The sequence below is a fragment of the Pedobacter jejuensis genome (genome assembly GCF_003725795.1).
GTDB lineage: Bacteria > Bacteroidota > Bacteroidia > Sphingobacteriales > Sphingobacteriaceae > Pedobacter > Pedobacter jejuensis.
In genome coordinates, this window is sequence record NZ_RBEE01000004.1 from 280,358 (window position 1) to 303,874 (window position 23,517).

Annotated in this window: 16 protein-coding genes; 4 read left to right on the top strand and 12 right to left on the bottom strand. The window is 38.2% G+C overall.

Going from position 1 to position 23,517, the window contains the following annotated elements; translation table 11 throughout:
- The first annotated feature begins 211 nt into the window (after positions 1-211).
- Together D7004_RS03740 and D7004_RS03745 are read left to right on the top strand one after the other, a co-directional pair.
- Positions 212-1,168: an NADP-dependent oxidoreductase gene (locus D7004_RS03740; RefSeq protein WP_123204528.1), complete on the top strand. Its 957-nt coding sequence runs from the start codon at positions 212-214 to the stop codon at positions 1,166-1,168.
- Between the two features lie 10 nt (positions 1,169-1,178).
- Entirely contained in the window at positions 1,179-2,087 is a 909-nt protein-coding gene (locus tag D7004_RS03745; RefSeq protein ID WP_123204529.1) for a helix-turn-helix domain-containing protein, read from the top strand.
- Between the two features lie 744 nt (positions 2,088-2,831).
- Here D7004_RS03745 and D7004_RS03750 read toward each other — a convergent pair.
- Together D7004_RS03750 and D7004_RS03755 are read right to left on the bottom strand one after the other, a co-directional pair.
- Complete coding sequence (locus tag D7004_RS03750) at positions 2,832-3,125, bottom strand: hypothetical protein (RefSeq protein WP_123204530.1); 294 nt, start codon at positions 3,123-3,125, stop codon at positions 2,832-2,834.
- Between the two features lie 10 nt (positions 3,126-3,135).
- Positions 3,136-3,621, bottom strand: a complete 486-nt coding sequence (locus D7004_RS03755) for a DUF6932 family protein (protein WP_123204531.1) — start codon at positions 3,619-3,621, stop codon at positions 3,136-3,138.
- 623 nt (positions 3,622-4,244) lie between these two features.
- On the opposite strand from D7004_RS03755, the gene D7004_RS03760 reads away from it, so the two are divergent.
- Together D7004_RS03760 and D7004_RS03765 are read left to right on the top strand one after the other, a co-directional pair.
- A complete protein-coding gene (locus D7004_RS03760; protein WP_279634720.1) occupies positions 4,245-4,406 on the top strand; it encodes an Lrp/AsnC ligand binding domain-containing protein in 162 nt (53 codons plus the stop codon).
- A gap of 352 nt (positions 4,407-4,758) precedes the next feature.
- Complete coding sequence (locus tag D7004_RS03765) at positions 4,759-5,265, top strand: helix-turn-helix transcriptional regulator (RefSeq protein ID WP_123204533.1); 507 nt, start codon at positions 4,759-4,761, stop codon at positions 5,263-5,265.
- 119 nt (positions 5,266-5,384) lie between these two features.
- On the opposite strand, the gene D7004_RS03770 is transcribed toward D7004_RS03765, so the two are convergent.
- The 10 genes from D7004_RS03770 to D7004_RS03815 all read right to left on the bottom strand — a co-directional run bounded on the left by D7004_RS03770 (position 5,385) and on the right by D7004_RS03815 (position 23,467).
- Positions 5,385-5,999, bottom strand: coding sequence for a hypothetical protein (locus D7004_RS03770; protein ID WP_123204534.1), 615 nt, complete (start codon positions 5,997-5,999; stop codon positions 5,385-5,387).
- 158 nt (positions 6,000-6,157) lie between these two features.
- A complete protein-coding gene (locus D7004_RS03775; RefSeq protein WP_167459400.1) occupies positions 6,158-6,688 on the bottom strand; it encodes a sensor histidine kinase in 531 nt (176 codons plus the stop codon).
- A 178-nt stretch (positions 6,689-6,866) separates the two neighbouring features.
- Positions 6,867-8,381: an FG-GAP repeat domain-containing protein gene (locus tag D7004_RS03780; protein ID WP_148042745.1), complete on the bottom strand. Its 1,515-nt coding sequence runs from the start codon at positions 8,379-8,381 to the stop codon at positions 6,867-6,869.
- Positions 8,382-8,496: 115 nt separating this feature from the next.
- Positions 8,497-9,063 (bottom strand): DUF1735 domain-containing protein, encoded by a 567-nt coding sequence (locus D7004_RS03785; RefSeq protein WP_167459401.1) that lies wholly within the window; start codon positions 9,061-9,063, stop codon positions 8,497-8,499.
- Between the two features lie 18 nt (positions 9,064-9,081).
- Positions 9,082-10,764, bottom strand: coding sequence for a RagB/SusD family nutrient uptake outer membrane protein (locus D7004_RS03790; RefSeq protein ID WP_244214233.1), 1,683 nt, complete (start codon positions 10,762-10,764; stop codon positions 9,082-9,084).
- 22 nt (positions 10,765-10,786) lie between these two features.
- Complete coding sequence (locus D7004_RS03795; RefSeq protein ID WP_123204539.1) at positions 10,787-13,690, bottom strand: SusC/RagA family TonB-linked outer membrane protein; 2,904 nt, start codon at positions 13,688-13,690, stop codon at positions 10,787-10,789.
- Positions 13,691-13,726: 36 nt separating this feature from the next.
- Positions 13,727-15,517 (bottom strand): RagB/SusD family nutrient uptake outer membrane protein, encoded by a 1,791-nt coding sequence (locus D7004_RS03800; RefSeq protein ID WP_123204540.1) that lies wholly within the window; start codon positions 15,515-15,517, stop codon positions 13,727-13,729.
- A 12-nt stretch (positions 15,518-15,529) separates the two neighbouring features.
- Positions 15,530-18,910, bottom strand: coding sequence for a SusC/RagA family TonB-linked outer membrane protein (locus D7004_RS03805; RefSeq protein WP_123204541.1), 3,381 nt, complete (start codon positions 18,908-18,910; stop codon positions 15,530-15,532).
- Positions 18,911-19,733: 823 nt separating this feature from the next.
- Positions 19,734-21,044 carry a glycoside hydrolase family protein gene (locus D7004_RS03810; RefSeq protein ID WP_123204542.1) on the bottom strand — a complete coding sequence of 437 codons (1,311 nt, stop codon included), beginning with the start codon at positions 21,042-21,044 and terminating at the stop codon, positions 19,734-19,736.
- Positions 21,044-23,467, bottom strand: a complete 2,424-nt coding sequence (locus D7004_RS03815) for a glycoside hydrolase family 3 N-terminal domain-containing protein (RefSeq protein ID WP_123204543.1) — start codon at positions 23,465-23,467, stop codon at positions 21,044-21,046. Before D7004_RS03815 ends, D7004_RS03810 begins: the two co-directional genes overlap by 1 nt.
- Positions 23,468-23,517 lie beyond the last annotated feature (50 nt).

Sequence of the window (23,517 nt, forward strand, 5' to 3'; positions counted from 1 at the left end):
CTCAGGAAAATCACCAGTCATCTCCAATTTTCCATTAATGTTGTTAATGGTAAGATTAGCTTCGCCATTAGAATATTTTCCTAGAACTTCCTTGATTAAGGCTAGGTACTAGCGCCACAAACTTTTACAGCCATTTTGGCTAAACCAAAGCGTATTTCGGCTAAACCCCTTGTAAAATTAACCTCTAGTTTTACATCAAGAAAATATAGTTATGAAAGCGATAAGAATTGATGAATTTGGTGGGACGGAAGTTCTGAAATTAATAGAAGTAGAACGCCCGGTCCCGGCCCCAGATGAGATATTAGTAAAAGTACTTGCAAGTGGTGTAAATCTTGTTGATTGTGTAATTCGTAGTGGCACAAATGACAATTTCAAATCTCTGCTGAAGTTACCATTGACTTTGGGGTGTGACGCAGCAGGTATAGTAGAAGAAGTAGGCAGCGATGTAACAAACTTCAAAAAAGGCGACCAGGTGTATGGTTGTCCAAACTTTCCGGGTGATGGCAGTTATGCAGAATATTGTGCCGCAAAGGCGAGTCAGTTCGCCTTGAAACCGAAAAGTATCTCTTTTAATGAAGCTGCGGGTGTACCATTGGCCGCACTTGTTGCATGGGAGGGGCTTTTTGAACTTGGACAGCTGCAAACAGGGCAGCGTATTCTTATTCACGGTGCATCGGGTGGAATCGGTAGCTTTGCTGTTCAGTTTGCAAAAGCGAAAGGTGCGTATGTAATTGGAACGACTTCAGCAAACAATATTGAATTCTTGAAGCACATCGGCGCTGACGAAGTACTCAATTACAAAACGCAAAATTTTGAAGAACTGCTACAGGATATTGATATTGTATTCGATGCTTCGCCTATTCGTGACAATAATGAGCGGTTAAAAGGCGTAAGTGTATTAAAAGATGGAGGTATATTTGTTAGCGTAAATGTTGATTTTCCTTTTGATGATGCTGTTAATGAAGCTCTTGCCCGAAAAAATGCAAGAGGCGAAATGGTTGCAAGTCAAAAACACGAGAATTTATCTAAAATTGCGAAGATGATTGACGAGGGCAAAGTGAAAGTTACCATCAGTAAGATTTATCCTTTGGAACACGTTGCACAAGCACACGAGGAAAGTATAACAGGCCACGTCCGTGGTAAATTAGTGCTAGAAATATCAAAATAACTAAAGAGGCATGAAACACATCAAAACGATCAGCGAATTTCATCAGTTTAGGGAACTCCCAAAACCTGAACATCCACTAATTAGCGTAATTGATGTTGCAAGCGTTAAGCAGTTGACTAGTGATGAACCGACAGCTTTACTCTTAGATTTTTATGTTATCGCTATGAAAAAGGTTTCGGGTGCCAAGATGAAATATGGGCAACATCAGTTTGATTTTGATGAAGGCATAATGTCTTTTATGGCCCCCAATCAGGTTTTCAGTGTTACACCGGTCAAAATTGAGGAGAAAATAGAAAATTCAGGATGGGTACTAAATATTCATCCTGACTTTTTATGGAATACCCCTTTATCAGGAAAAATCAATCAATACGATTTTTGGGATTATTCGGTAAATGAAGCATTATTCCTTTCTGAGAAAGAAGAAGCTACTATAAACAGTATTATCTCGAACATTCAGCAAGAATACCGGTCCAACATAGATAAGTTTAGCAAGCAAATTATCATCTCCCAAATTGAAAGTTTGCTCAGCTATGCCGACCGATTCTACCACCGCCAGTTTATCACGCGTGAAAAACATAACCACCAAATCCTTGATCGTTTGGAAACATTGGTTAACGATTATTTTAACAATACTGATTTAATCAATAAAGGGTTGCCATCAGTTGGATTCATTGCTGGGGCATTAAATCTATCGCCGAAATATTTGAGCAGCCTGCTTAAAACGCTCACCGGACAAAACACACAGCAATACATTCACGAAAAACTGATTGCAAAAGCAAAAGAAAAGTTATCAGCAACAGATTTGTCTATTAGTGAGATCGCCTACCAATTAGGGTTTGAACATTTACAGTCCTTCAGCAAATTATTTAAAACAAAAACCAAACTTTCACCTTTGGAATTCAGGCAGTCCTTTAACTGATAAATTCTATGCTAATAAAGTAAAAATAAACAGAATAGGTATTAAGCGTTTCTTTAGATAAATTTATGCAATACACTGAAACTTTAAAATCTTATGTAAATCGATATACATGAAAATCAAAGCCCTATAAGCTAAACACTTACATGACTTTTACTTACTTTATCGTACCGATCAACGGGAATACTTTCAATATCTGAAAGCCTTTTTATTGCTTATAGAGCCCATAGTGGAGGATTTAAAACTGAAAGGCTTTATAAAATAATGAGCAAATTTTAGCTAATTTGTAATTTGGAAAATACCTCAACCGGGAAACTTTGAACTGAAAAACTTGACATTCTAATTGATATAAGTGTATTAATAAAAAAAGATTTATTTTTTAAGATAAGGACTTGGTGCCATTCCGGAAAACCACTAATTATGTCAGAAAAAGATTTCTTTTCCGTTACAGTCAAACGCATGGAGCCAATTTCTTATAATATTTTCTTCCTCTCATTCTGAACCGAAACGAACTTGTAAGTGAGGAACTACAGCCCATGAAATTCAAAATTACCTAAAATTAGGGATTTAGTAAGAGCTTGTTAGATGCCAGGTTAGATCTGTAATGTGAACTCAATTTTGTCCCTGGGCCTATCTGTCCTTCGGCATAGACCCCTGACTATTTATTTTCCGATCCCGTTGATTGCCTGAACTTTTTGCCAGCAGGCTTTTTCTGGTGCTGGGAGTGATCTACTGATTCAACGTACTTTACATGGCAGCAAATAACTGTCCTAATTGTTTATCATATTGAACATCACCTTTCTGCGATGAGGGATAAAACTTGACAATAATTTCATGGATTAAATGAAAGCTCTGTTCGGATTGAATAGATGGTGATACTAGTTCATCTATGAATTTACCAACAAGCCTGTTTTTTTTTGCCAGATATTGACTGGACATGAAATCTGAGTCGTCGAGCTGCTGATGTAATAGGATCATAGAATCAATCTTTTTTATATTATCAATGAGGTCCATCAACTTATTTAGTTCTACCTGTTTCATATATTCAAATTTAATAAATTATTTCCAAAAAACCTTTAGGATGTTTTTGTCCGTTCCTACTTCTTTGGGTTTTGTCGAAAAGATCCATCCAGTAGATCTGGTCCCCTATAAAAAGTGGATATCGCTTGTCCCCACGGTCATATACTTTGACCAGATAAGCATCAACGCCGTAATTAACGACTGATTGTGGGTATTTAAATGGTTCAAGCAACGCTTCAAGACTATCAACAATTGTTCCATCAATAAAGGTAACTAGATCGATATCGCTGGGTTCCTGTTTTTTTGTGACATAAGAACCATCAATCCACTGCAATAGACTTTCCCTTTGTAGTACGGTCTTTAAGTCATTGGAGTACTGAAGATAATTCTTATATAAATCTGAGCGTTTAGTGCTACTAAATGTAAATGCGTCCACGAACTCTGTTTTGAGCTCGTCCAAGGTTGATCTGATATTGTTATTCGGAACTAAATGGCCTTTATGATTAAATGTCAGCATTGGAGATGTTAAATGAGGTTATGCAAAGATATTTACAAAATTTCTAAAAGACCAAAATCAGTATCTTAAAAAGCTGGAACAAATAATTTATAAGCATCTATCATTGATCAATACCTTTACGGTATCCGCCATTATTATCATGGAAAGTATTATAGTGAAATCCGCCTTTTGATACAATCCAATCCCCAATAACGATACTCTTTCTTTGATTTCAGTCAGGAAAAGCATGGACTTTCGCAATACTCATTTTTTTCCTTTAGATTTGAATTTTAACTATATGATTGTTTTGAGACGATTATAAAACCGCTCAAGGTCCGCTGGGTACCACTAAATATCTCAGTGTTATATTTTTTTTCCAAACCTGTCTGCTCAAGTTCATGTTTTCTTTGTTTGTCAGTAAAAAGCAGGTCAGCTGAAGGAAGGCTCGTTGAGAGACGCATAATATCAATATGGTCATTGATTGTTTCTTTTTTATGCTAAACAATGATATTGGCGGACAAACTCCATCTAATTTCCATTGGTGGAATGTGATCAAATCCTGATGAAGTGATTATTTGCTGGAGTTTTAAACTCTCCGTATAGGTTAATTTGTGTTTAATGAGGAGCAATCGTAAAAGAACCATGTGACTGGTAATTTTGATTTTATGTTAAAGATAGTGACTACTGATATGATTGCTTACAATGATTTTCTAAGGGAAAATATTGCGCCAAATCCTTTGGTGGGCAAGATCCAGAGCTTTATGGTATTATCACAAAGTAAAAGAGAAACTGCTTACCTGCTTTAGCTGTAGTAATATGAAATATTTGTTTAAAGGATAGTGTATCTAAACCACTTCCTTCTATAAAAATTTGATGTTGGTAAAAATTGTAGTTAAGAGGGTAATTAGAGAAAGGCAAAAAAAGTGTTTTTACAAATCGGGTTTTTGAAAACTGGCGGTGAGGGTGACGTTTGACGCAGGGGAATTTGATTTACGAAAATGAGTGTTTGCAGCGATCATCGCTGCAATTTTAATTTTTGCTAGACTCTCCCCCTTTTTATTTTGGACTTCTACATCTTATTTTCATGGATATTCTTTTTTGTTATTATAAAAATGTATAAACTTAAAAATGTAAACGCAATTGTTTTTCTTTGTAGGCATGGAAACGGTAATGGAAAAATATAAGGGGATTCATCCAGGTATTATCCTGGATCGTGAATTAAAGAAAAGGAAGCTGAAAAAGGGTCCTTTTGCGCTGGCTTTGCCGGAGTATCCGCAGACTATTACGGCTATTACTAAGGGAAGGCGTGCGCTGACTACAGAGGTTTCGCTAAAGATTGACAAGGCTTTGGGCTTTGAAGAAGGCACTATGTATCTGCTCCAGGCATATTACAATATTATGCTGGAAATCAAGAAAGAGCAGTCGAAGGATCGTCCGGATTTGAGCCTTTTACGCAAAACACTTTTTTGGGATACCGATATTAAAAAGCTGGATTGGCAGAAGCAGTATGTTTCGATCATCAAAAGGATTTTTGAGCGGGGAAATGAGCAGGAGAAGAAGGTGGTTTTTGATTTTTATGGTAAGGAGAAGATTAAGCAGGTTACCGGGCGTGCTACGGTTGTGGGAAATACTTTGCCGATTATGCAAACCAACAAACCTCGTTAGGAATGCTTCACTGGAATACGGTCAGTGATCAGCTGAAAAAATATTTACTCGTTTGATGGATGCTAAGGAGTTGGCCGAGCAGGAAAGTAATTTCGAAGGGTCTCAAGCGAAATTTCGCTTTATCCATGCTGAAAGTATCCGCCAATCATCTTATACCAGGGGCTTTGGGATTGTGAGCGGGCTAACCTTTTTCCATCGGGAGTTTCAAGTTCCTGAATTTGCTTTATCAAATCAATCAATTGTGTTAGATTGCCATCCAGTCTTATTTTCTGGTCTGGCTCGTAACGGCTTAGTAATTTGATTTGCTTTTTTAACAATAGAATTTCTTTTTTGAGCTTTAATATCTCAATATCCTTTTCAGAAACAACTGTTTCCAGGCCCATTTTGATGTGCCATTTGTCGAACTTTTCAACAACCTCTTTAAATTTTGTTAATGCATCGAGGATCTTAATTGTATCCAAGGCCGTAAGACTTTTTTTATGATAATGGGCAATCTGGTCATCAATTTTATCTAGAACATGCGCAAAAAAGTCTTTTTCGGTATTTTCATTATTAAGAACAAACCAATCAAGATGGAATTGATAGTATCCTGCATATTCTACGGGCTCAAGGCTGAAGAATTTTTTGAAGAAAAAGTTATCGCCTTTTTTCCGGTCAAATTTAATTGGATTACCTATTTCAAACTTATGGGGGCTTTTATCAAAAGGATCTCTGAATTTAAAATATTCTTTCATAAAGTAATTCTGCTGATTATTCTAAATTAAACATTTAAAATAATTAGAGGATTTGAAGTGTAGATAACTAAATATGGCTTTGAATGGTATCTCTAGCAACCAGTTTCATGATCGATATAATCATAAAACGTTTGCAAAATTGTTGGGAGTACAAATTGTCACGATTCATTTTTGTTCTCTTGGCTCAATAAGGGCAAATTAAAATAGAAACTTGATCCTTTATCTACTTCACTTTCCACCCAGACTTTGCCATTATGATGCTGGATAATTTCCGACGACAGATAAAGCCCTAACCCAAAGCCAGCTATTTTTGGGGTGTCCTGGCTTTCTATGCGGTAGTAACGGTCAAAGAGTTTGGCCTGGTCCTGTATTTTAATCCCCAGGCCTTCATCATGCACACCCACCTGTAACATGCCATCAAGCGCCTTGCAGGACAATTCGATCTTACCACCTTTGGGAGAATATTTAATGGCATTACTAAGGAAGTTTTGGATGACCTGCCCAATCTTATCGCGGTCAGCGTTAACAGAAATGGGCGTACAAGGGGATAGTAGTACTTGATGGCTGGAATTCAATAACTTGGTATCTTCAAGAATCTCATCGATCAGCAGATTCATTTCAAAGGTCTCTTCATTTAAATATATTTTACCGGCTTCGAAACTGGAAGCATTTAAAAATCCTTTGATCATAGCGGTCATCTTTTTAACCTGGTTTTGGGTTCTGTCCAGTTTATCAATCGCAAAGTCATCGTTCGCCTTTCTTACTACCAGACCTGGCTTTCTTATCTAAAAAAGTTACTGAATCAGTGATTGAAATAAGCAATGCTCATATACTATGAAGCAGTTTCATTAATTTTTATAAAAACGCTTACTTTATATTGTTCCTTAAAATGATAAAAAGAGGTTCTTTATGGTTATCTGCTTCTTTACTATTGTAGTAGCCATTTCCTAAAAGGATATCTAACCTACCATCCTGATCCAAATCCGCGACATCCATCGTAATTCCTTTTTCAAATGGTGTTGTTATAGGTAATTTAAAGGCTGAAAAGTTATAATTTCCATTGTTTTTTAAATAGGTAAAGGCTTCTTCTGGTTGTAAAGAAGATGGAAAAAAACTAATTGCTGCAATATCTTTTTTTCCGTCATGATCAAAGTCTTTTGCTATCGCTTTATAGCAACCGTTTATCGGGTAAAAATATTTTTGTTTAAAATTGTTTTTACCATCATTTAAATAGATATACACTCCATGGTAGGGCTTTAAAATTGGCGTGTAATCTGCATTATCTCCGCAGGTGTAAATAATGTCCTGGTAACCATCATCATTAAAATCTACCAGATCGAACCAGGTGGAACCATAACTTGGTGGAAATCTTAACACCTGTTTTTCTTCTAAATTGCCTTTCCCTTTATTTGTAAAAACAAAAACCCCTTCATCACCTTGGGCAAAAAGTGCCCATATATCTTTCAGGCCATCTTTGTTATAATCATCAACAATAGTGTTAAGTACCCCAGGCCGATCTCGCACAATTTTTTTTTGAAATATACCCTTGCCCTTGTTTTGCATCCAGGTTAAGTTTCCAATGATATTGCCAAATTCCGAAGTTATATAATCCATTTTACCGTCATTATCTAAATCTACATGGGTGATCTTAACTGGTCTAGCCAGCTTATCGAAAAGCGTTTTGACTTTAGAAATGACTCCGTACTTATCCATTTGAATCTGACTGACATCTCCTTTTCTTTGGTTATTTGCCTCCACATTATCACCTAGATTACTTGCCAGGATTTGGTTCGACTGAAAATCGATGTCTGTTATCAAACCCAGTCCCTGATTAATCTTGAGCAGGTTCAGCTGAGCATCAAAAACATAGAGTTTTTGTGACATCGCATCATTAACAAGTATCCTTCTAGGATTTATACTAGTGTCTATCTTGACGTAAGATGTCATCGCTACTTTACCAAAAACCGATTGATCTTTTGGTAATTCGATAGAGAAATAAGGCAAAACGCGCACCCTTTCAAGATCTTTATCCTGGGCTGGCAAATACGCAGGTGCAGCACTGTAGTAATAATCAGATATTTTTTGCCACTCCAGCGAGTCTAAGACCGGATCTTTGGGAAAGCGAGAAGAATCAACATCTTTCATGCGAAGATATTCCACCCCTTTGAAAGAATTGATGCCGAATAAGGGACCCATGGTAGGAAGCACACCAGCTATCCAGACATCCTTTGAAAGTAATGCAGGATCTGGTAAACCGTGGCATGATCTGCAGTACTTCTCTGCAAGTTGCTTACCTACTCTGGCATTCGATAAAAACTGTTCTTCGGGTGTTTTATTGTCGAATACAAAGTGCAGGACTAAAGCAGCATTGGCTATTGCCAATACCACCAGGATGAATCTGTTTCTAACTTTTTTATCTAATAGCACTTAAAAGTCATTACAATGAAAAATAGCCGGTCGTAAAATCACAACCGGCCATATAAAAATAATATCGATTTTACTTGAGCTGTAATGCATTCACGTCGATAATCACAATTACCTTTTTTGTTTTATCATTAAGGGTATACCGGGTAGTGTTTGCCAGTGAGATGCAGGCAGCAACCTTTTTGCCAGCAAAAGTTTTTAATGTAGGCTTATCTATCACCATGTTAAAGTTAGCGGTAGACTCACCAGCTCCCAAAGAAACACTTGCCGGGATGCTAAATGCAGATGTGGGTAAAAGTACCAGATTTGAACCACCTGCAATGATTTGATTTATGGTATCGGTTCTGCTGGTAATGTTAACTGTAAAGGCCTGTGTTTCTGCTTTTCCGGATTTGGAAACCCCAAGATAAATCAAGACCTTATTGGCCTGTTCATCATCCTTGAAATTTTTCGCAGCTCCATAATTAATGGTACCGGGCACTGCATAATTATTGTCTGTGGTACTGGCAGAAATTGATTGAGGTATAAAAACATTCTCAATACCAACCTCTTCCTCACTGATATCCTTCTCACAAGATAGAAAAGTTGCTATAATTAGCAGAACAAGTAAACTATTTAGTCGGTTAAACTGATTTTTCATATTCATATTTAAATAAAATTAATAACCCGGGTTTTGAACCAATGTGCCATTAGAATTCACAATCTCTGTTCTGGTGAATGGATAACGATAATTAGCAGCTGGATTAAATCTTCTGGTCGCAACGCTCACCTTCTGATAGGTCCAGACATTTGGGTTAGAAGAAACTTTAGTCACCTTAACACCAATAATGGGCTGATTTAATACCACTTCCCCGTCTTTCCACCTCAATAAATCCCAGTAACGATGGCCCTCAAATGCAAGCTCGATTCGTCTTTCGTGCTTTACGGCCGTTCTAAATCCATCCTTCGATGAAGATATGGCCAGACTTACTGCCGGCATCGCGGAACGGGTCCTAACCTCATTCATTGCCTGCCTGGCAGTTTTTGCATAGCCATTGGTGTTATCTGGACCATAAGCTTCATTCATCGCCTCTGCATAATTCAACAAAACCTCTGCATACCTAAACACTACCCAATTGTGTTGTGCGGTTTCATTTTGAACCAGATTTAAATTATCATTCAAGAATTTCTTCAAAAAATAACCTGTTTTACTACCATTGGCCTTGTTCATGTCATCAATACCCCCAGGTGAAAAATCCATAACCCGGTTGTTCCAGGTTGAACCATTTGTTGCCACCGTATTTGCCAGACGTGAATCGCGGTTGGCATAAGGATCTACAGGATTTGGTGTGCCGGTATATTCATAATCCGCAACCAGGTTATCTGATGGTGAAATGGCACCTACACCACCTGGTGTAGGGACAGGGAAGTTCTGTCTTTCAATGGTATTATTGGCCGGCCTTCTGATTGCGAAGATCGTTTCTGCACTGGTAAGCGGTGCTGCACCTCTAAAATAAGAACCATAAAACTGATTAAGCGCTAAGCCTAACCCTGGTGTAGTCATCAACTCATTACAGGCTGCTGCTGCCCTCCTCCATTTCTCTACATCGTTGGTGGGATTATTCAATGGACTTGCAGCATAAAGTAATACGCGGGCTTTCAATGCCAAGGCAACACCCAATGTAAATCTTCCATCATTTCCAGCAAAAGCTGATGTTTTCCAATTTACCTGTAAATTGGCCTTGTTCTCCTCGATCTCCTTTAGAATGTACTCTACTACCTGGTCATAAGTCGACCGGGGTATGTTAACTTTTCCTGACTGTTCAAGTGTCTGGTTAACAATGGGAACCCCTCCATACCTTTTGATCAGCTCTGCATAATAATATGCCTTTGCAATGTGTGATTCTGCTTTAAACCAGGCAATGTTCTGCTTATCTTGCGCAATTGCATTGGCATCGGCAACCGGATCCCTGCCAATCAAGATGTAACGATCGGCATCTTTTGCATAGTCGATAAAATTATTTGCAGCTCTGATACCTTCATAATATGTCTTGTAAATGCCTGATTCTGGATTTATAGTCTCGCTGATTAAAGCCTGATTATAATATAATGCGTTATAAGTAGGCAAATTATTCTGTGCCTCGTCACTTACAGTAGCGAAAAGATTATTGTCAATTTCCGTGAATCCATCTCTCAGCGGGGTGTAAAAAGCCCATGCAAAGCCATTAAGTCCACCTGCTCCAGATGCGATTGTTTCTGGTGTTTGCTGGGTATCTAATTTGGTATCCAGAAAATCTTTCTGACAAGAGTCCAACAACAGACACGTGATAATTGATATGGTGAAAATATATTTAAATTTCATATTCCTCATTTTAAATTAATGATTAAAAAGTAGCGATTAAACCAAACGTGTATGACTTGATTGGTGGGTATCCTGTCGTAAATTCAGGATCTATGTTGAAATCATCTTTTAATTTGCTCCAGGTAATAGGATTAACGGCATTCATAAAAAGTCTAAGTTTTTGCAGTTTTAGTTTAGAAACAACTTGATTGCTGAAATTGTAACCTAACTCTGCATTTCTGATGCGCAGAAAATCACCATCCTTTACCCAAAAAGAACTGGTAGCATAATTGTTCTGGTTTGCAGTAGTGGTCAGACGTGGGTAAGTAGCAGTAGCTCTGGTATCAATACCTTGCGCAGGATAGTATGCCCAGGCACCCTCGGCAATTGCATAAGCATTGGTATTGTTAACGAAAGCAATGTTCTGAGCTCTTAAATAAGAGTTTCCAATTAAATCCACCGAATTACCAGCAACTCCCTGGAACAAGACCGATAAGTCAAAACCTTTATAATCAATGGTACCACCAAATGAGAAATTGGTTGTAGGTAGAAATGAGTTTCCGATTTGGGTGACGTCCAGTGCATCGATCTTTCCATTACCATCCAAATCTTTATATTTCAAATCGCCTGGTTGTATCGCACCAAATAAAGGAGTCGAAAGACCTGCTCTAAGCGACCCATCTGGGTTAAAATCCTCCAGCTGGTAAAAGCCATCAGATACCAATCCGATAATCGAGCCAAATTGTCTTCCCGTTCTGGCGTTGTAATCAAATGCGGGAGCCAGTTCAGACTGAAAATCGATTTTATTTTTATTCAATGATAGCATACCGAACAGTTGGTAACCTACCTGGTTTACCTTACCATTGTATGATGCAGAGATCTCTAAACCTTTGTTTGTCATCTCACCGATATTAGCCAGGTAGGTGAAATTCCCAAAACTCCCTGGGAAAGAATTATCCTCTGTTAAAATATTTGTGCGTTTATCAATGTAAGCGTCAAGGGTAATGTTCAGGTTTTTGAAAAATGTTAAATCAGCACCTACGTTATACTTCATACTTTCCTCTGGTCCAACGTTTGGATTGGCTAAAAATAATTGTGTTAGGCCTCCATTTGCTGCAGGTGTTCCGTTCCCGATATAGTAGTTGCCACTGTTACCAAAAAACTGCTGGTATAGGTAACGTCCCCCTGAGGCGTATCTTTCAGGCGATATTGCCCTATCATTACCTGATTTACCGACTGAAGCTCGCAATTTAAACTCATTAATAGCTTTATTACCTTTCAGGAAATCTTCGTTAGAAACAATCCATGCACCAGAAACTGATGGATAAAAATGAAAGCGATTTCCATCTGCATAAGCATCAGAACCAAAGTAAGAAAACCCGAACTCAGCAACATAACGCTCATCAAAATTATAGTTAACCCTACCACTAATATTTTGATAATTTACTTCATAACCGAAAATGCCTTCACCAGTAGAGGTTGACTGATGATAATTAATTGCAGAATTTAAAGCACTTTTTCCAAAACTGGCCTTGTATCCGATAGTTGCCAATAACTGACGCCAATCCTGTTGTCCGGCACCACTTAATCTAGATGAGGCAAGTGTTGTATTTTGGTTTGTTGTAGTTGTTACTCCATTGATATATCTTGCGTAATCTCTTGTTTTATTATAGGTACTTAAATCATAACTATTAAACGAATAAGTTTGACTGGCATAAAGACCTTTGGCGATAAAATCCAGTTTCTCCTTCAAAGTAAAGTTTCCCTGCAAAAATCGCGAACGGTTAGACTGCCAGCCTAAATTATTAACCGAACCAACCGGATTGTTGGGAAAGAGTGGAGTACCAGATAATCTGAGTTGGCTTGCACCATCATATACAGGATAAATATTAGATGGATAATTATATAAATCTGTCCAAAGTCTTCCGGTAGAATAGCCCGTAGCATAATTTGGTGATCTTCTATCCTCCAACCTGCCGTTTAGGTCAACACTGGCTTCAAATATGTTACCCAGGTCAAAATCTAGATTTGCCCTTAAATTATAACGCCCGAAGCTTTGATTGGAAGTGCTATCTGTATTGTTAACGTTATACAAACCTTGTTTATTTAGATAATCGAAAACGATATTGTACTTAGATCGGTTATCACCACCAGAAAAAATCAAATTCGCATCGGTATATGGCGCACTGTCTTTTAATGTTTGATCAAACCAATCTACATTTGTACCAGTACCATTCTGATAGGCAGAGAGTTGAGCCGGAGAATATGCCGGCGTCCAAATCCGGCCATTGTCATTACTAATGGCCTGATTATAAAGGTTAGAGAAACCAAAAGAATTCAACGGTTTATTAATATCTATTGCACTTTGAGTAGACCTTCGTAGTTTAAATGTAATGGTAGACTTTCCCTCTACCCCACGCTTGGTAGTCACCCATATCACACCGTTTGCAGCTTTCATGCCAAATGTAGCCAGGGCCGCAGCGTCTTTGAGTACAGAAATGCTTTGTATCTCTGAGGCCGATAGATAGTTAAAGTATCTTGAGCTCACCTCAAGACCATCTACAAAGATAGCTTGTGTGTTATATCCGTTACCATTGGTAAAACCATAGGTTCCAATTCCCCGGATATTCAAGTTCGCCGCTTCAAAACCCGGCTCTCCCGAGGTTTGCTGTACATTTAAGCCAGGCAAAACTCCAAATAGCGAATTGGTGGAACTTAGAGATGGTGTTCTGTAGAGTACATCTGTAGTTACCGTTGATATTGCTGAAGTTGATGTCGCCTTATTATCGTTAAAATAACGGTTAGGAACATTTCCCTTTTTTAAGGAGTCAGCAGAGCTGTTTTGCTTATCTTTTTTATTTGCTACTTCCTGTGCCTTTGCATTTATGGTAATAATGGTTAAGGCAGAACAGATCGCAGCAAATAAAAATTTATTTAATTTATACATTTATCTTTCTTGGTTAAGTGAAATAATCAGATACAATTAATATCCGGGGTTTTGAATAACAGCATTTTTATTTACCTCCGCCTGCGGAAAAGGTTCTAAATGCATCTTATCATTCCAATATGCAGTATAGGTTTTTGCCATGTAATAATTAATCATCGTAGATGGTAAACTTTTATTACTGGCTGAGGTCATCTGAAACTGGAACTCTATGATATCACCACCGATAATGCCATTGCCGATAGCAGGAAGTCTCCAGTGTTTCACATCGAAGTATCGTTTATTTTCATCATAAAATTCCACTGCCCACTCTCGCTGAATGGCTGCTCTTAATCTAACCTTGTCCGTTTCCACAATAGAAGGTAATCCTGCCCTATTGTGAACGATATTTAGGTTAGATAACGCCAATGCAGTTTGACCGGCTTCATTATATGCTTCTGCGAGATTCAGGTATAGCTCTGCAGCCCTGAAAACAGGAAATTCATACCATAACCTACCACCAGCCATGTAAAAGAATTTGGTGGGCCAGGCCACCCCTTGCCCGTAATCGCTTGCATTGGGAAAGTTATTGGCTGTACCATAATTACTGGTATGTACACCCCATCCCGGAGTATTAAAGCCCCACCTACTGTCGTTGGGATTATTAGCTGCCTGAATACCGGGCCCGGCAAAATCTGCCCTAAAACGAGGTTCCATCTGACCAAAACGAGTAATATAGTCCGTAGCCACCCTTGGTGCGGCATCTCCGATTTTTGGCCAATTTTGTTCCGTACCATCTGCCTTCTGATAATTAGACAAGAAGTTTCCCAACAAACCCCCTCTTTGATTATTAAATTTGGTATCGGTCCAAAATCCGGACAGATTACGGAACCTGGCTGCCTCCATATCCTGATTTTGGTGCGCCAGAATAACCTCACGATTACCTGGTGTTGAGGTTGCGGTACCATAATCCGCAAGAGCATTCGCATTAGGGGCGTTCGTGCCTCCGCCGGTGTTAATGATATCATTACCATTTGCCTTCGCTTCTGTAAGTGCGGCATTGGTGGCAGCAATTGCATCCAACCATCTCTGCTCGCTGTAAGCGCCATAGCTGATCAGGTTGTTGTTTGCTCCCAAACTCAGATAGGGCGTCGAAGAATTGAATAGTGGTCGAGCGGCAAACATTAAAGTCTGTGCCTTGATTGCCATAACTGCACTCTTTGTCAATCTTCCTTTTTGAGCCGCCGGCCATGTGCTTGGCAAAGCTGCTGTCGCCTCATCACACAACTCAACAATATATTTAACGGTTTCATCCACTGATGCTCTAGGTGCGCTCAGGTCATCAGAGGCAGATAAAGCCCGTTTCACAAGAGGAATCCCTCCATATGCCTTTAAACCGTACATATACATATAAGCGATTAGGCCTTTTGTCTCACCTTTAACAGTTGCCTTTAAAGCTGCGTCCATATCAGGAACTTTATCAATATTTTCATTTACAATCCACTGTGACCTAACAATAGTATAGATGTTATTGTAATTTAATACTGTTAGGTTAGAGGTTGTACCACCATTTGAAATGGCATAAGTAGGATGCCAGCTCCATCCCCTACCTCTTTCTCCTCCAACGCTACCCAAGGTTCCGTATTGCAGGTTATATTCTCCATTATTGCCATACCCCAAGGCTCTCCTGTACCCACTGAACAAAGCGGCTTCTGCATTGAGTTTTGTGGAGAATACTTTTTCAAGATCCACATTGCCTGTAGTTAAGGGAACCTGAAGAAATTCTTTTTGGCAGGCGTGCAATACAAGCAATGCAAAACTTATTGCTAAAAAATATATTATCTTTTTCATGTTGTTAATTATTTAAAATTGAACGTTTAATCCAAAATTATAAACCCTAGTAATTGGGAAAAAATATCCCTGATTGTTACCATAACCACTATTATTAGTATCTGCAGTTTCTGGATCAAGACCAAATTCCTTTAGATCATTTTTGAGCGTAAAAAGATTGTTTCCATTTGCGAAAACCCTGATAGAGCTTACTTGTAGCGATCTTAAAATATTGATGTCCCGCAATGTATAGCCCAATTCTATGTTTTTAATCTTTATAAAATCAGATGATCTTAACCAAAAATCACTTTTTACAAAATTTGAATTACTCGTATTGGTATTGATTTCCATACGTGGATAGGTAATCTTTTCGCCGCTGGCGACTTTTTCCGGGGTCCATGCTCCATCTAACTGCCATTGGTATAGATTTCCGTAATCTTTAAAAAATACACCTACCATATTCTGTGGAATGTAAAAAGACCCTTTTGCCGTTCCATTCATCAATATACTGGCATCAAAACCTTTGTAAGAGACATTTATCCTGGTATTGAAGGCATATTGAGGAAGATTTGAATAACCGATACGACTTTGATCCAACTGATCAATGATGTTATCTCCATTTAAATCTTTATATCTGATATCCCCTAAAGTATTTCTGTTACTATTAAAGGAATTGAAAGGTCTGTTGGCCAACTCTTCCGGGGTATTAAAAAATCCATCACTAGTAAGTCCAAAGTACTGGCCTATGGGTGCGCCGGTTAAATTTTGCCATTCAAATGGATTGGGGGCTTCGGATCTAAAAATCACCTTGTTCTTGGCATAACTCACCGCACCATTGATGCTATAATTAAATTCACCAATATTGTTTCTATAGCCCAGTGAAATCTCATAACCTCTGTTCTCGGTAACACCGACATTTACAGGAGGGATATTATTACCAGCTACTCCAAAAGTTGCCGGAATTACGCCAAGTGTAGATAGAATATTGTCCCTTTTTTCTTTAAATAAATCAACTGTTAAAGATAATTTATCGGCAAAGAAACGAGCCTCCAAACCAAGGTCTGTTTTAATCGAACGTTCCCATGTTACTAAAGGGTTGCCTAAAGTAGCTTCATTCGTTACCGGGAATAAACTTGTCCTATCAACGCCGTTTGAAGTACCAAAATAATAATTACCCTGGTTTTGATTGAACGTACTTGGCAAAAACAAATATCTTCTGCCTAAGATCTGATCATTACCCACCTCGCCGTATGATCCTCTTATTTTTAGAAAAGTTACGTATTTGTTTTTTGGAAAAAATGCTTCGCTAGATGGAACCCAACCAGCAGAATAGGCAGGAAAGAAACCGAATCGATTACCATCGATGAAGTTCTCTGTTCCGTTATAACCAAGGTTAAATTCAGCCTGATATCTTTCCTTGTAATTATAGGTAATCCTGCTCACTAGTCCCATAATACCTGAAGGAGTGTTAAAGGCATCATCAGGCATACTATATCGATTTGCCTTACCCAATAACAAAGCTGTTATATTACTTCCGCCAATACTGGTTACATAGTCTAAGCCTAAATCAAAATAAAGCTTATTCCATGTGCCGGTAAAAGTATCACCGTTGAAGCTAACTGTAGGAATGCCACCACCAAAAAACTCCAGTTCATTAGGATTAAGTGGGTTTCTCCTTACCTCATATGAGGGAATGGTATTTCCGATAGTGATGAACTTATTATATGAATCATCGTAATTGGCAGTACCTCTCAAGGAAAGTCCTTTTATCAAATAATCCATCGAATGTTGAAGCTTAATACTAGAGCTTAACAGGGTTGTATTATAAATGCCCAAACCTGATTGCAACAGTATGGCCTGAGAGGTATTTTCATAGGTTTGTTTATCTCCCAGGGGATTTACCGGAGTTCTTCCCCCACGTCTACCCTGTACCTGAGAAATCAGTCTTCCATCTATTACCCCCGGCACCATGAATGTATTTCCCTCTTGAAGGTATTGCATCATTTGTTTATACCTGAATGTATTGTCGAAAGGATTGGTACCAAATGCAGGACCTTCTGTAGAACCAAACTGTCCCGCTATGTTGACCGATATGGTTGTATTTTTGATGGGGAAGATATCAAAATTAGATCTAAAGTTGGTACGGTTATATCTAGAGCCAGTATGTGAACCCTGCAAGCTAAAATCTTCCAAAATACTACCCTGGTCAAAATAACCGAATGAGGTGTAATACTTCACTTTCTCATTTCCTCCCCTAATGCCTAAATTATATTGTTGCTGTTTTCCAGTGTTATCGAACTGGTCTCTGTAGTAATCTTTGCTGCCATAATATAGTGCAGGTGATTGGTTTAGACTGGCCTTTTGTTCGGGAGTTAAAAAAGTCATGGCCGCCACTTCTGCAGGCGTATAATCTCTATTATTCTGAAACTTCCACAAGTCGTCATCGGTGAAAATCCTGGGATTGAAGCTTGGATTATTTTCATTTTCGTTGTATGCCTTTATCGCCCGGTTTCTTGCCAGTGCAAAATCATAGGAACTTGCCGACTCCATCAAGTTTGTAGCCTTCGTTCCCGCGAAATTTGCAGAAAAACTTATTGATGGCTTTCCCGATATGCCCCGTTTTGTGGTAACAATAATTACCCCATTTGCTCCTCTTATACCATACACTGCTGTACTTGATGCATCCTTGAGAATACTTAAGCTCTCAATCTCATTGGCATCCATGGCATTCAACTGTTCGTAACTTCTTTCAGCAGGTTGCTCTACTCCATCAATTACGATTAAGGGGTCTGAACTCCCTCCGTAGGTGGCAACACCCCTAACAAAAATTTTTGTTCCGTTACGCCCCGGTTCACCACTTGTCTGTAAACCACTGATTCCAGGTGCATTACCGACTAATGCATTGGTAATATTTCCTACTGCAGAGGCCACCAAATTCTTGGCATCAACGGTAGCTACCGCACCAGTGACGTTCACACGTTTTTGGACCCCAAATGCAGTAATCACAACCTGGGTTAACGATGTTGCACTTGGTGTTAGTTTAATGTTCAGATTCGTAGTGGCATTGCTAACCTTCACACTGTAGGTGTTATAGCCTACAAACATAAAACTTAGCGTCCCTCCACCATCAGGAACTGATAATGAAAACTTACCATCCGGACCGGTCACAACTCCAACACTGGTACCCTGTAAAAGTACACTTACTGATGGCATGGGCTGACCGGTTTCATCAACAACTGTCCCTCTCACGGGGAAGTTGACCGCTGCCATTTTAGAATTTGTGGATTCAAAAGGTGAGCTAATCCCTGCTTTTGCGATGGTAAAGGTCAGGGTCGTTAAAGTTAAAGTTGCCAATAGTACTGCACACTGCTGGCAAATTTTCTGCATGCTTCTAAAAAGAGCAAAAAACTTCATATTTTTAATATTTTAAGATTTAATATTTGGTTGGTTTCCAATAGCGCATTGGTGGCAAAATTGGGATGATTTTACATCAGATGAAAAATCGTAAGTATAGGGTGATAAGTAGAATGTAGATTTCAAAACATCAAGAGGCTCCTTTCATTTCTAAGTTTAATATTTGGTTATGTTTAAAATCGATAAGAACTGAATTTTTGTCTAATCGATTGAACTAAATTATGCATTGTGCAGGTTCTGATGAGGCTACATTTGTACTTAAATAAGACGTTATTTGTACCAAAAGACGTGTTTTTAATGCGCTGAAGTACTTTTAAGACGTTTTTCACCGTCCTGGTGATAATTTGTATTATCACTCACAATAAATCGTTGTTACAAAAACCTTAATTATTGCCGGTACTTTGGTCAAAGCCTTTTGGAGAGTTTATAATGCTGATAAATGACTGATAAAAATCTGCTTTAAAGCTTTTAAAGCTATAGATAGAATTGATATAGCCATCAAAATTAAGGCTAGGTGTTTTTTCTAAAATATCAAGTTGGTGATGACTTTATCAAATTAGAACCTTTACTTTATCCGGTATTAATTCGCAAAAACAACTAACCTGAATGCTAAAGATTTAACGGTATTTTGATAGACCACTTTTAATCCGTTTTAGATTAAGACTATGAGAGGTTATAGCAATATGCACTCTTTTTTAAATTCTATTTTTTTAAGACTCCAATAAGATCCAAAAATTATCAGCCGTAAGATTGCTGGGGTAATCAGTTTCTGAATTTCAATAGATTTTATGATGGTATCATCAGATTTTAAGGTAAATTTTATTTAAAAAAATGTAATTTTTGGTGCCTTTTGCGCTTCCTCGTCAGATATAGAATAGGTATAGGTTTTCAATAATTTGCCTTTACCACTAAAGACGAACATTTGGGTAGATGATGGTTTAATCTCTGATTTGACACTAGCTTTTTTACCAGCATCAACCACTATTGATAAACGATTTGGGTCTGACTGGTTCATTTTGGAATCCAAATTTAAAACATAACTGAAATTCTTGATTTTGCTTTTATTTAAAACCATAACTGCAACGCCCGTTTTGTCCCCCATTGGTATAACTTTCAGATCTGCCTGCCCGTTGCTGTAGCTTAGATAATGTTGTTTAAGATTTTGGGAAAGCATCTGGGTATGATAGTAATTAGAACGTGGAATAAATTTTCCATTCTTTAAATCGAACATGCTAAGATCGGTACCTTCCCTATCAGCTCCGCCCTCTAAAATGCTCCATGGACATATGGTAAAAGCTCCTTCTCGCATACCTAAATCATACATTTCAGCAAAGATTTGCCCATTGTGAAAATTGTAGGGTAAAAAATCCTCGCCTAAACGCTCATCCACAATCCAATGGGAGTTGAACTCTGTTATTGCCCAACCAATATGATTATTTTTATCCCTTGTGGCGTTTAACAAAGCTAATCGTTGTTTTAAGCTTTTTACATCTTTTTCAAAACCACTAATATCTTTAAATCTGTAGTTGTGAAATGCTACGATATCTAAGTAATGATATTTTTGATTGGGCACTTTTTTGGTTACATCTAAATCCCCTCCCAAAAGCCTGGTGAGGTAACTCTCTTTATATGAGGACAGATCGAAGCCCATAATTTTAGCTGTGGGATCGTAACTTTTAATTTGCGCAGCTATCTTGGTAAAGTAATCAAATACCTCTTCTGGAGATGCCAGCTGATTATGGTGATCCGGTTCGTTGCCAATACTCCAAAATTTGATATTTTTACCTAACTCGCCATTCAAATATTTTATAGCTTTTAACGCACCATCATTATCTTTTAGTTGCCTAGGCATTTGTACAATAGGCTCTGCACCAACCTCGCGCGCATAATCAATATATCTGACCACATCTTTATTTATGAAATTGCCATTTTCATAACCATTGCCCCCGATACGAATGGTTTGGTATTGAACAGCTTTGATATCTGCGGTAACTTTAAATATATCACCTCTTCCCCAGGCATTCTGACCGATTAAATACTTACTAATCTGTATTTGAGCTACTGAATTGCTTGAAACAAGACCACATCCGATTAGAATGATGATTTGCGCAATTTTAAAATTTAACTTTTGCATTATCGAGTAATATTAATTTCACCGTTTAACCTTATGTCTTCACTAGAAGAGCCAACTTTAATTTGATAAGTGCCTGGCTCGACATTCCAGTTCATGTTGGAATCTAATTTTTCCAACGCAGTGGGCTGAATCACAAATTCCACTTTTTTGGTTTCACCAGCCAAGAGACTAATTCTTTCAAACCCCCGTAAAACCGATTCATAGGTAGTTACGCTACTTACCAATTCTTTAATGTATAACTGCACCACTTCATCACCTTTAATTTTACCTGTATTACTTAGCTCAAAACTCACTGTGAAACTGCCCTGGTGAGTTTGCGTATCCGGAGTTATTTTTAGGTTTTTGTAGGCAAAAGTGGTGTAGCTTAACCCATAACCAAATGGATATAGAGCCCCTACAACGGCGGTGTTGCCATAACCATTCGGCCCATCACCTGGTTGGCCATTGTGCGAACCTTTTTTATATGGAAAGTTAAGTTCTATTTGTCCGGTACTTTTTGGAAAAGTAACTGAAAGTTTGCCACCAGGATTATATTCACCGAATAGCGCTTGGGCTATTGCTTTTCCAGCTTGTGCACCGGGAAACCATGCTTCTAAAATTGCATCAACATATTTGTTCTCCCAATTTATCGTTAATGGCTGTCCATTAATTAAAACCAATATGACAGGTTTTTTAGTAGCGACTAAAGCTTGTATCAAATTCAGCTGCCTGCCCGGTAAACCTAAGCCAGTTCTGGATAAGCTTTCGCCCACTCTTTTTTCATCTTCACCTACTACTGCAATTATAACATCAGCTTTCATTGCTTTTGCAACAGCCTCATCGATTGATGCCTGCTCATCAGCACTCAGTGTTGTAGATATAATTTCGCTTTCTGGCCAGGTTTTATCAACAATATCGCATCCTTTTGCAAAATCAACGGTAACATCCTTCCCCAAAAAAGTTTTAATACCCTGCAAAACAGAAACGGTCTGATTATTAGATGGGCCATATCTGCTCAATTGATAATTACTTACCGAAGCTAAGGGGCCAGTTATCAGCACATTTTTTAATTTAGACTTTTGAAGTGGCAAGATCTGATTTGCATTTTTTAACAGCACTAATGATTCTCTATTGAGCTGATCAGAGAATTCCTGATCAGCTTTTGTATGTACAATTTCATCTGCCGCGGCAGGATCTTTAACGTAAGGAGAGTCAAATAATCCAATCTGGAATTTTACGCGTAAAACATCTGCTACGCGACTATCTAGCATCTCGGTGCTAATTTTTCCTTCTTTTACCAACTCCCTTAAAGGCAATATATAATCAGCAGGCGATGTAAAGTTGGTTCTAACATTCAGACCTGCTAAAAATGCCAGTCTAACCGCATCTTTGGCATCTTTGGCCACATGATGTTTGGTAAATAAAAATTCTACAGCTTCACTATCTGAAACTACATAACCCTTAAAGCCATACTGCTTTCTCAACAATTCTGTTAAAAAATAGCTGCTTCCGGTAACCGGCAAACCATCCCAATCATTATAACTGCTCATTACCCCCATAGGTGCTGCTTCCTGTATTACCCTTTTGAAAGGATACAAATGAACTTCATGTAATTCCCGCGGTGCGATATGTGGGTCGGTTCTTGCGTTCCCATCTCTGCCACCTTTTGGCATACTATAGGCTGCAAAATGCTTTAAGGTAGATGCAATACCATTTTCCTGTATACCCAGAACCATCTGCTTGCCCATTTCTGCAATTAAAAATGGGTCCTCGCCATAGGTTTCTAAAACCCTGCCCCAACGTGGGTCGCGGGCTAAATCCAGAATTGGGGCATAAATATTTGTATAACCTAAAGCCTTTCCTTCCCGCCCTACCATCAACCCAGCTTTATAGACCATGTTTTTATTCCAGGTACTTCCCATATTTATTGGCGCGGGTAAGGGTGTTGCACGGTCGTGATTTAGCCCATGTATTCCTTCATTTGTAAAATCAACAGGAATACCCATTCTTGTTTCTTCAATAAACCATTTTTGGATGGTATTGATAGCATTGGCATGTTTGCTAAAAGGATAAGAATATTGTGATTTGACATTTGGGTGGAAGGGTAAGCTATTTAATTGTTCGTCAATGTTTGCAATGCCATCCTTCCATATTTCATTTTTCCATTTCGGTGTGGGTAATTCGTCTTGCAAAACCCTTTTGTAGCCATATAAAGTGGCTAGTTGATTGGTTTTTTCTTCAAGGGTCATCAAAGAAATCAAATTTGTAACTCTTTTTGAAATTGGCTGCTGTTGATCTTCATAAATATCCTTAACTCCATTTTTGTTAAAATCTATCCAGCCGTTTTTATAAATGGTTGATTTTTGCGCATGAGAAAATTGATAAATCAATAGTAAAATTGGGATAAAAAATAACTTGCTTCTGGCAACTGAAACTTTGTTCATTGAAGTATTGGTTTTAATTTAATTAAACAGCATGTATGTAAGCCTAATTT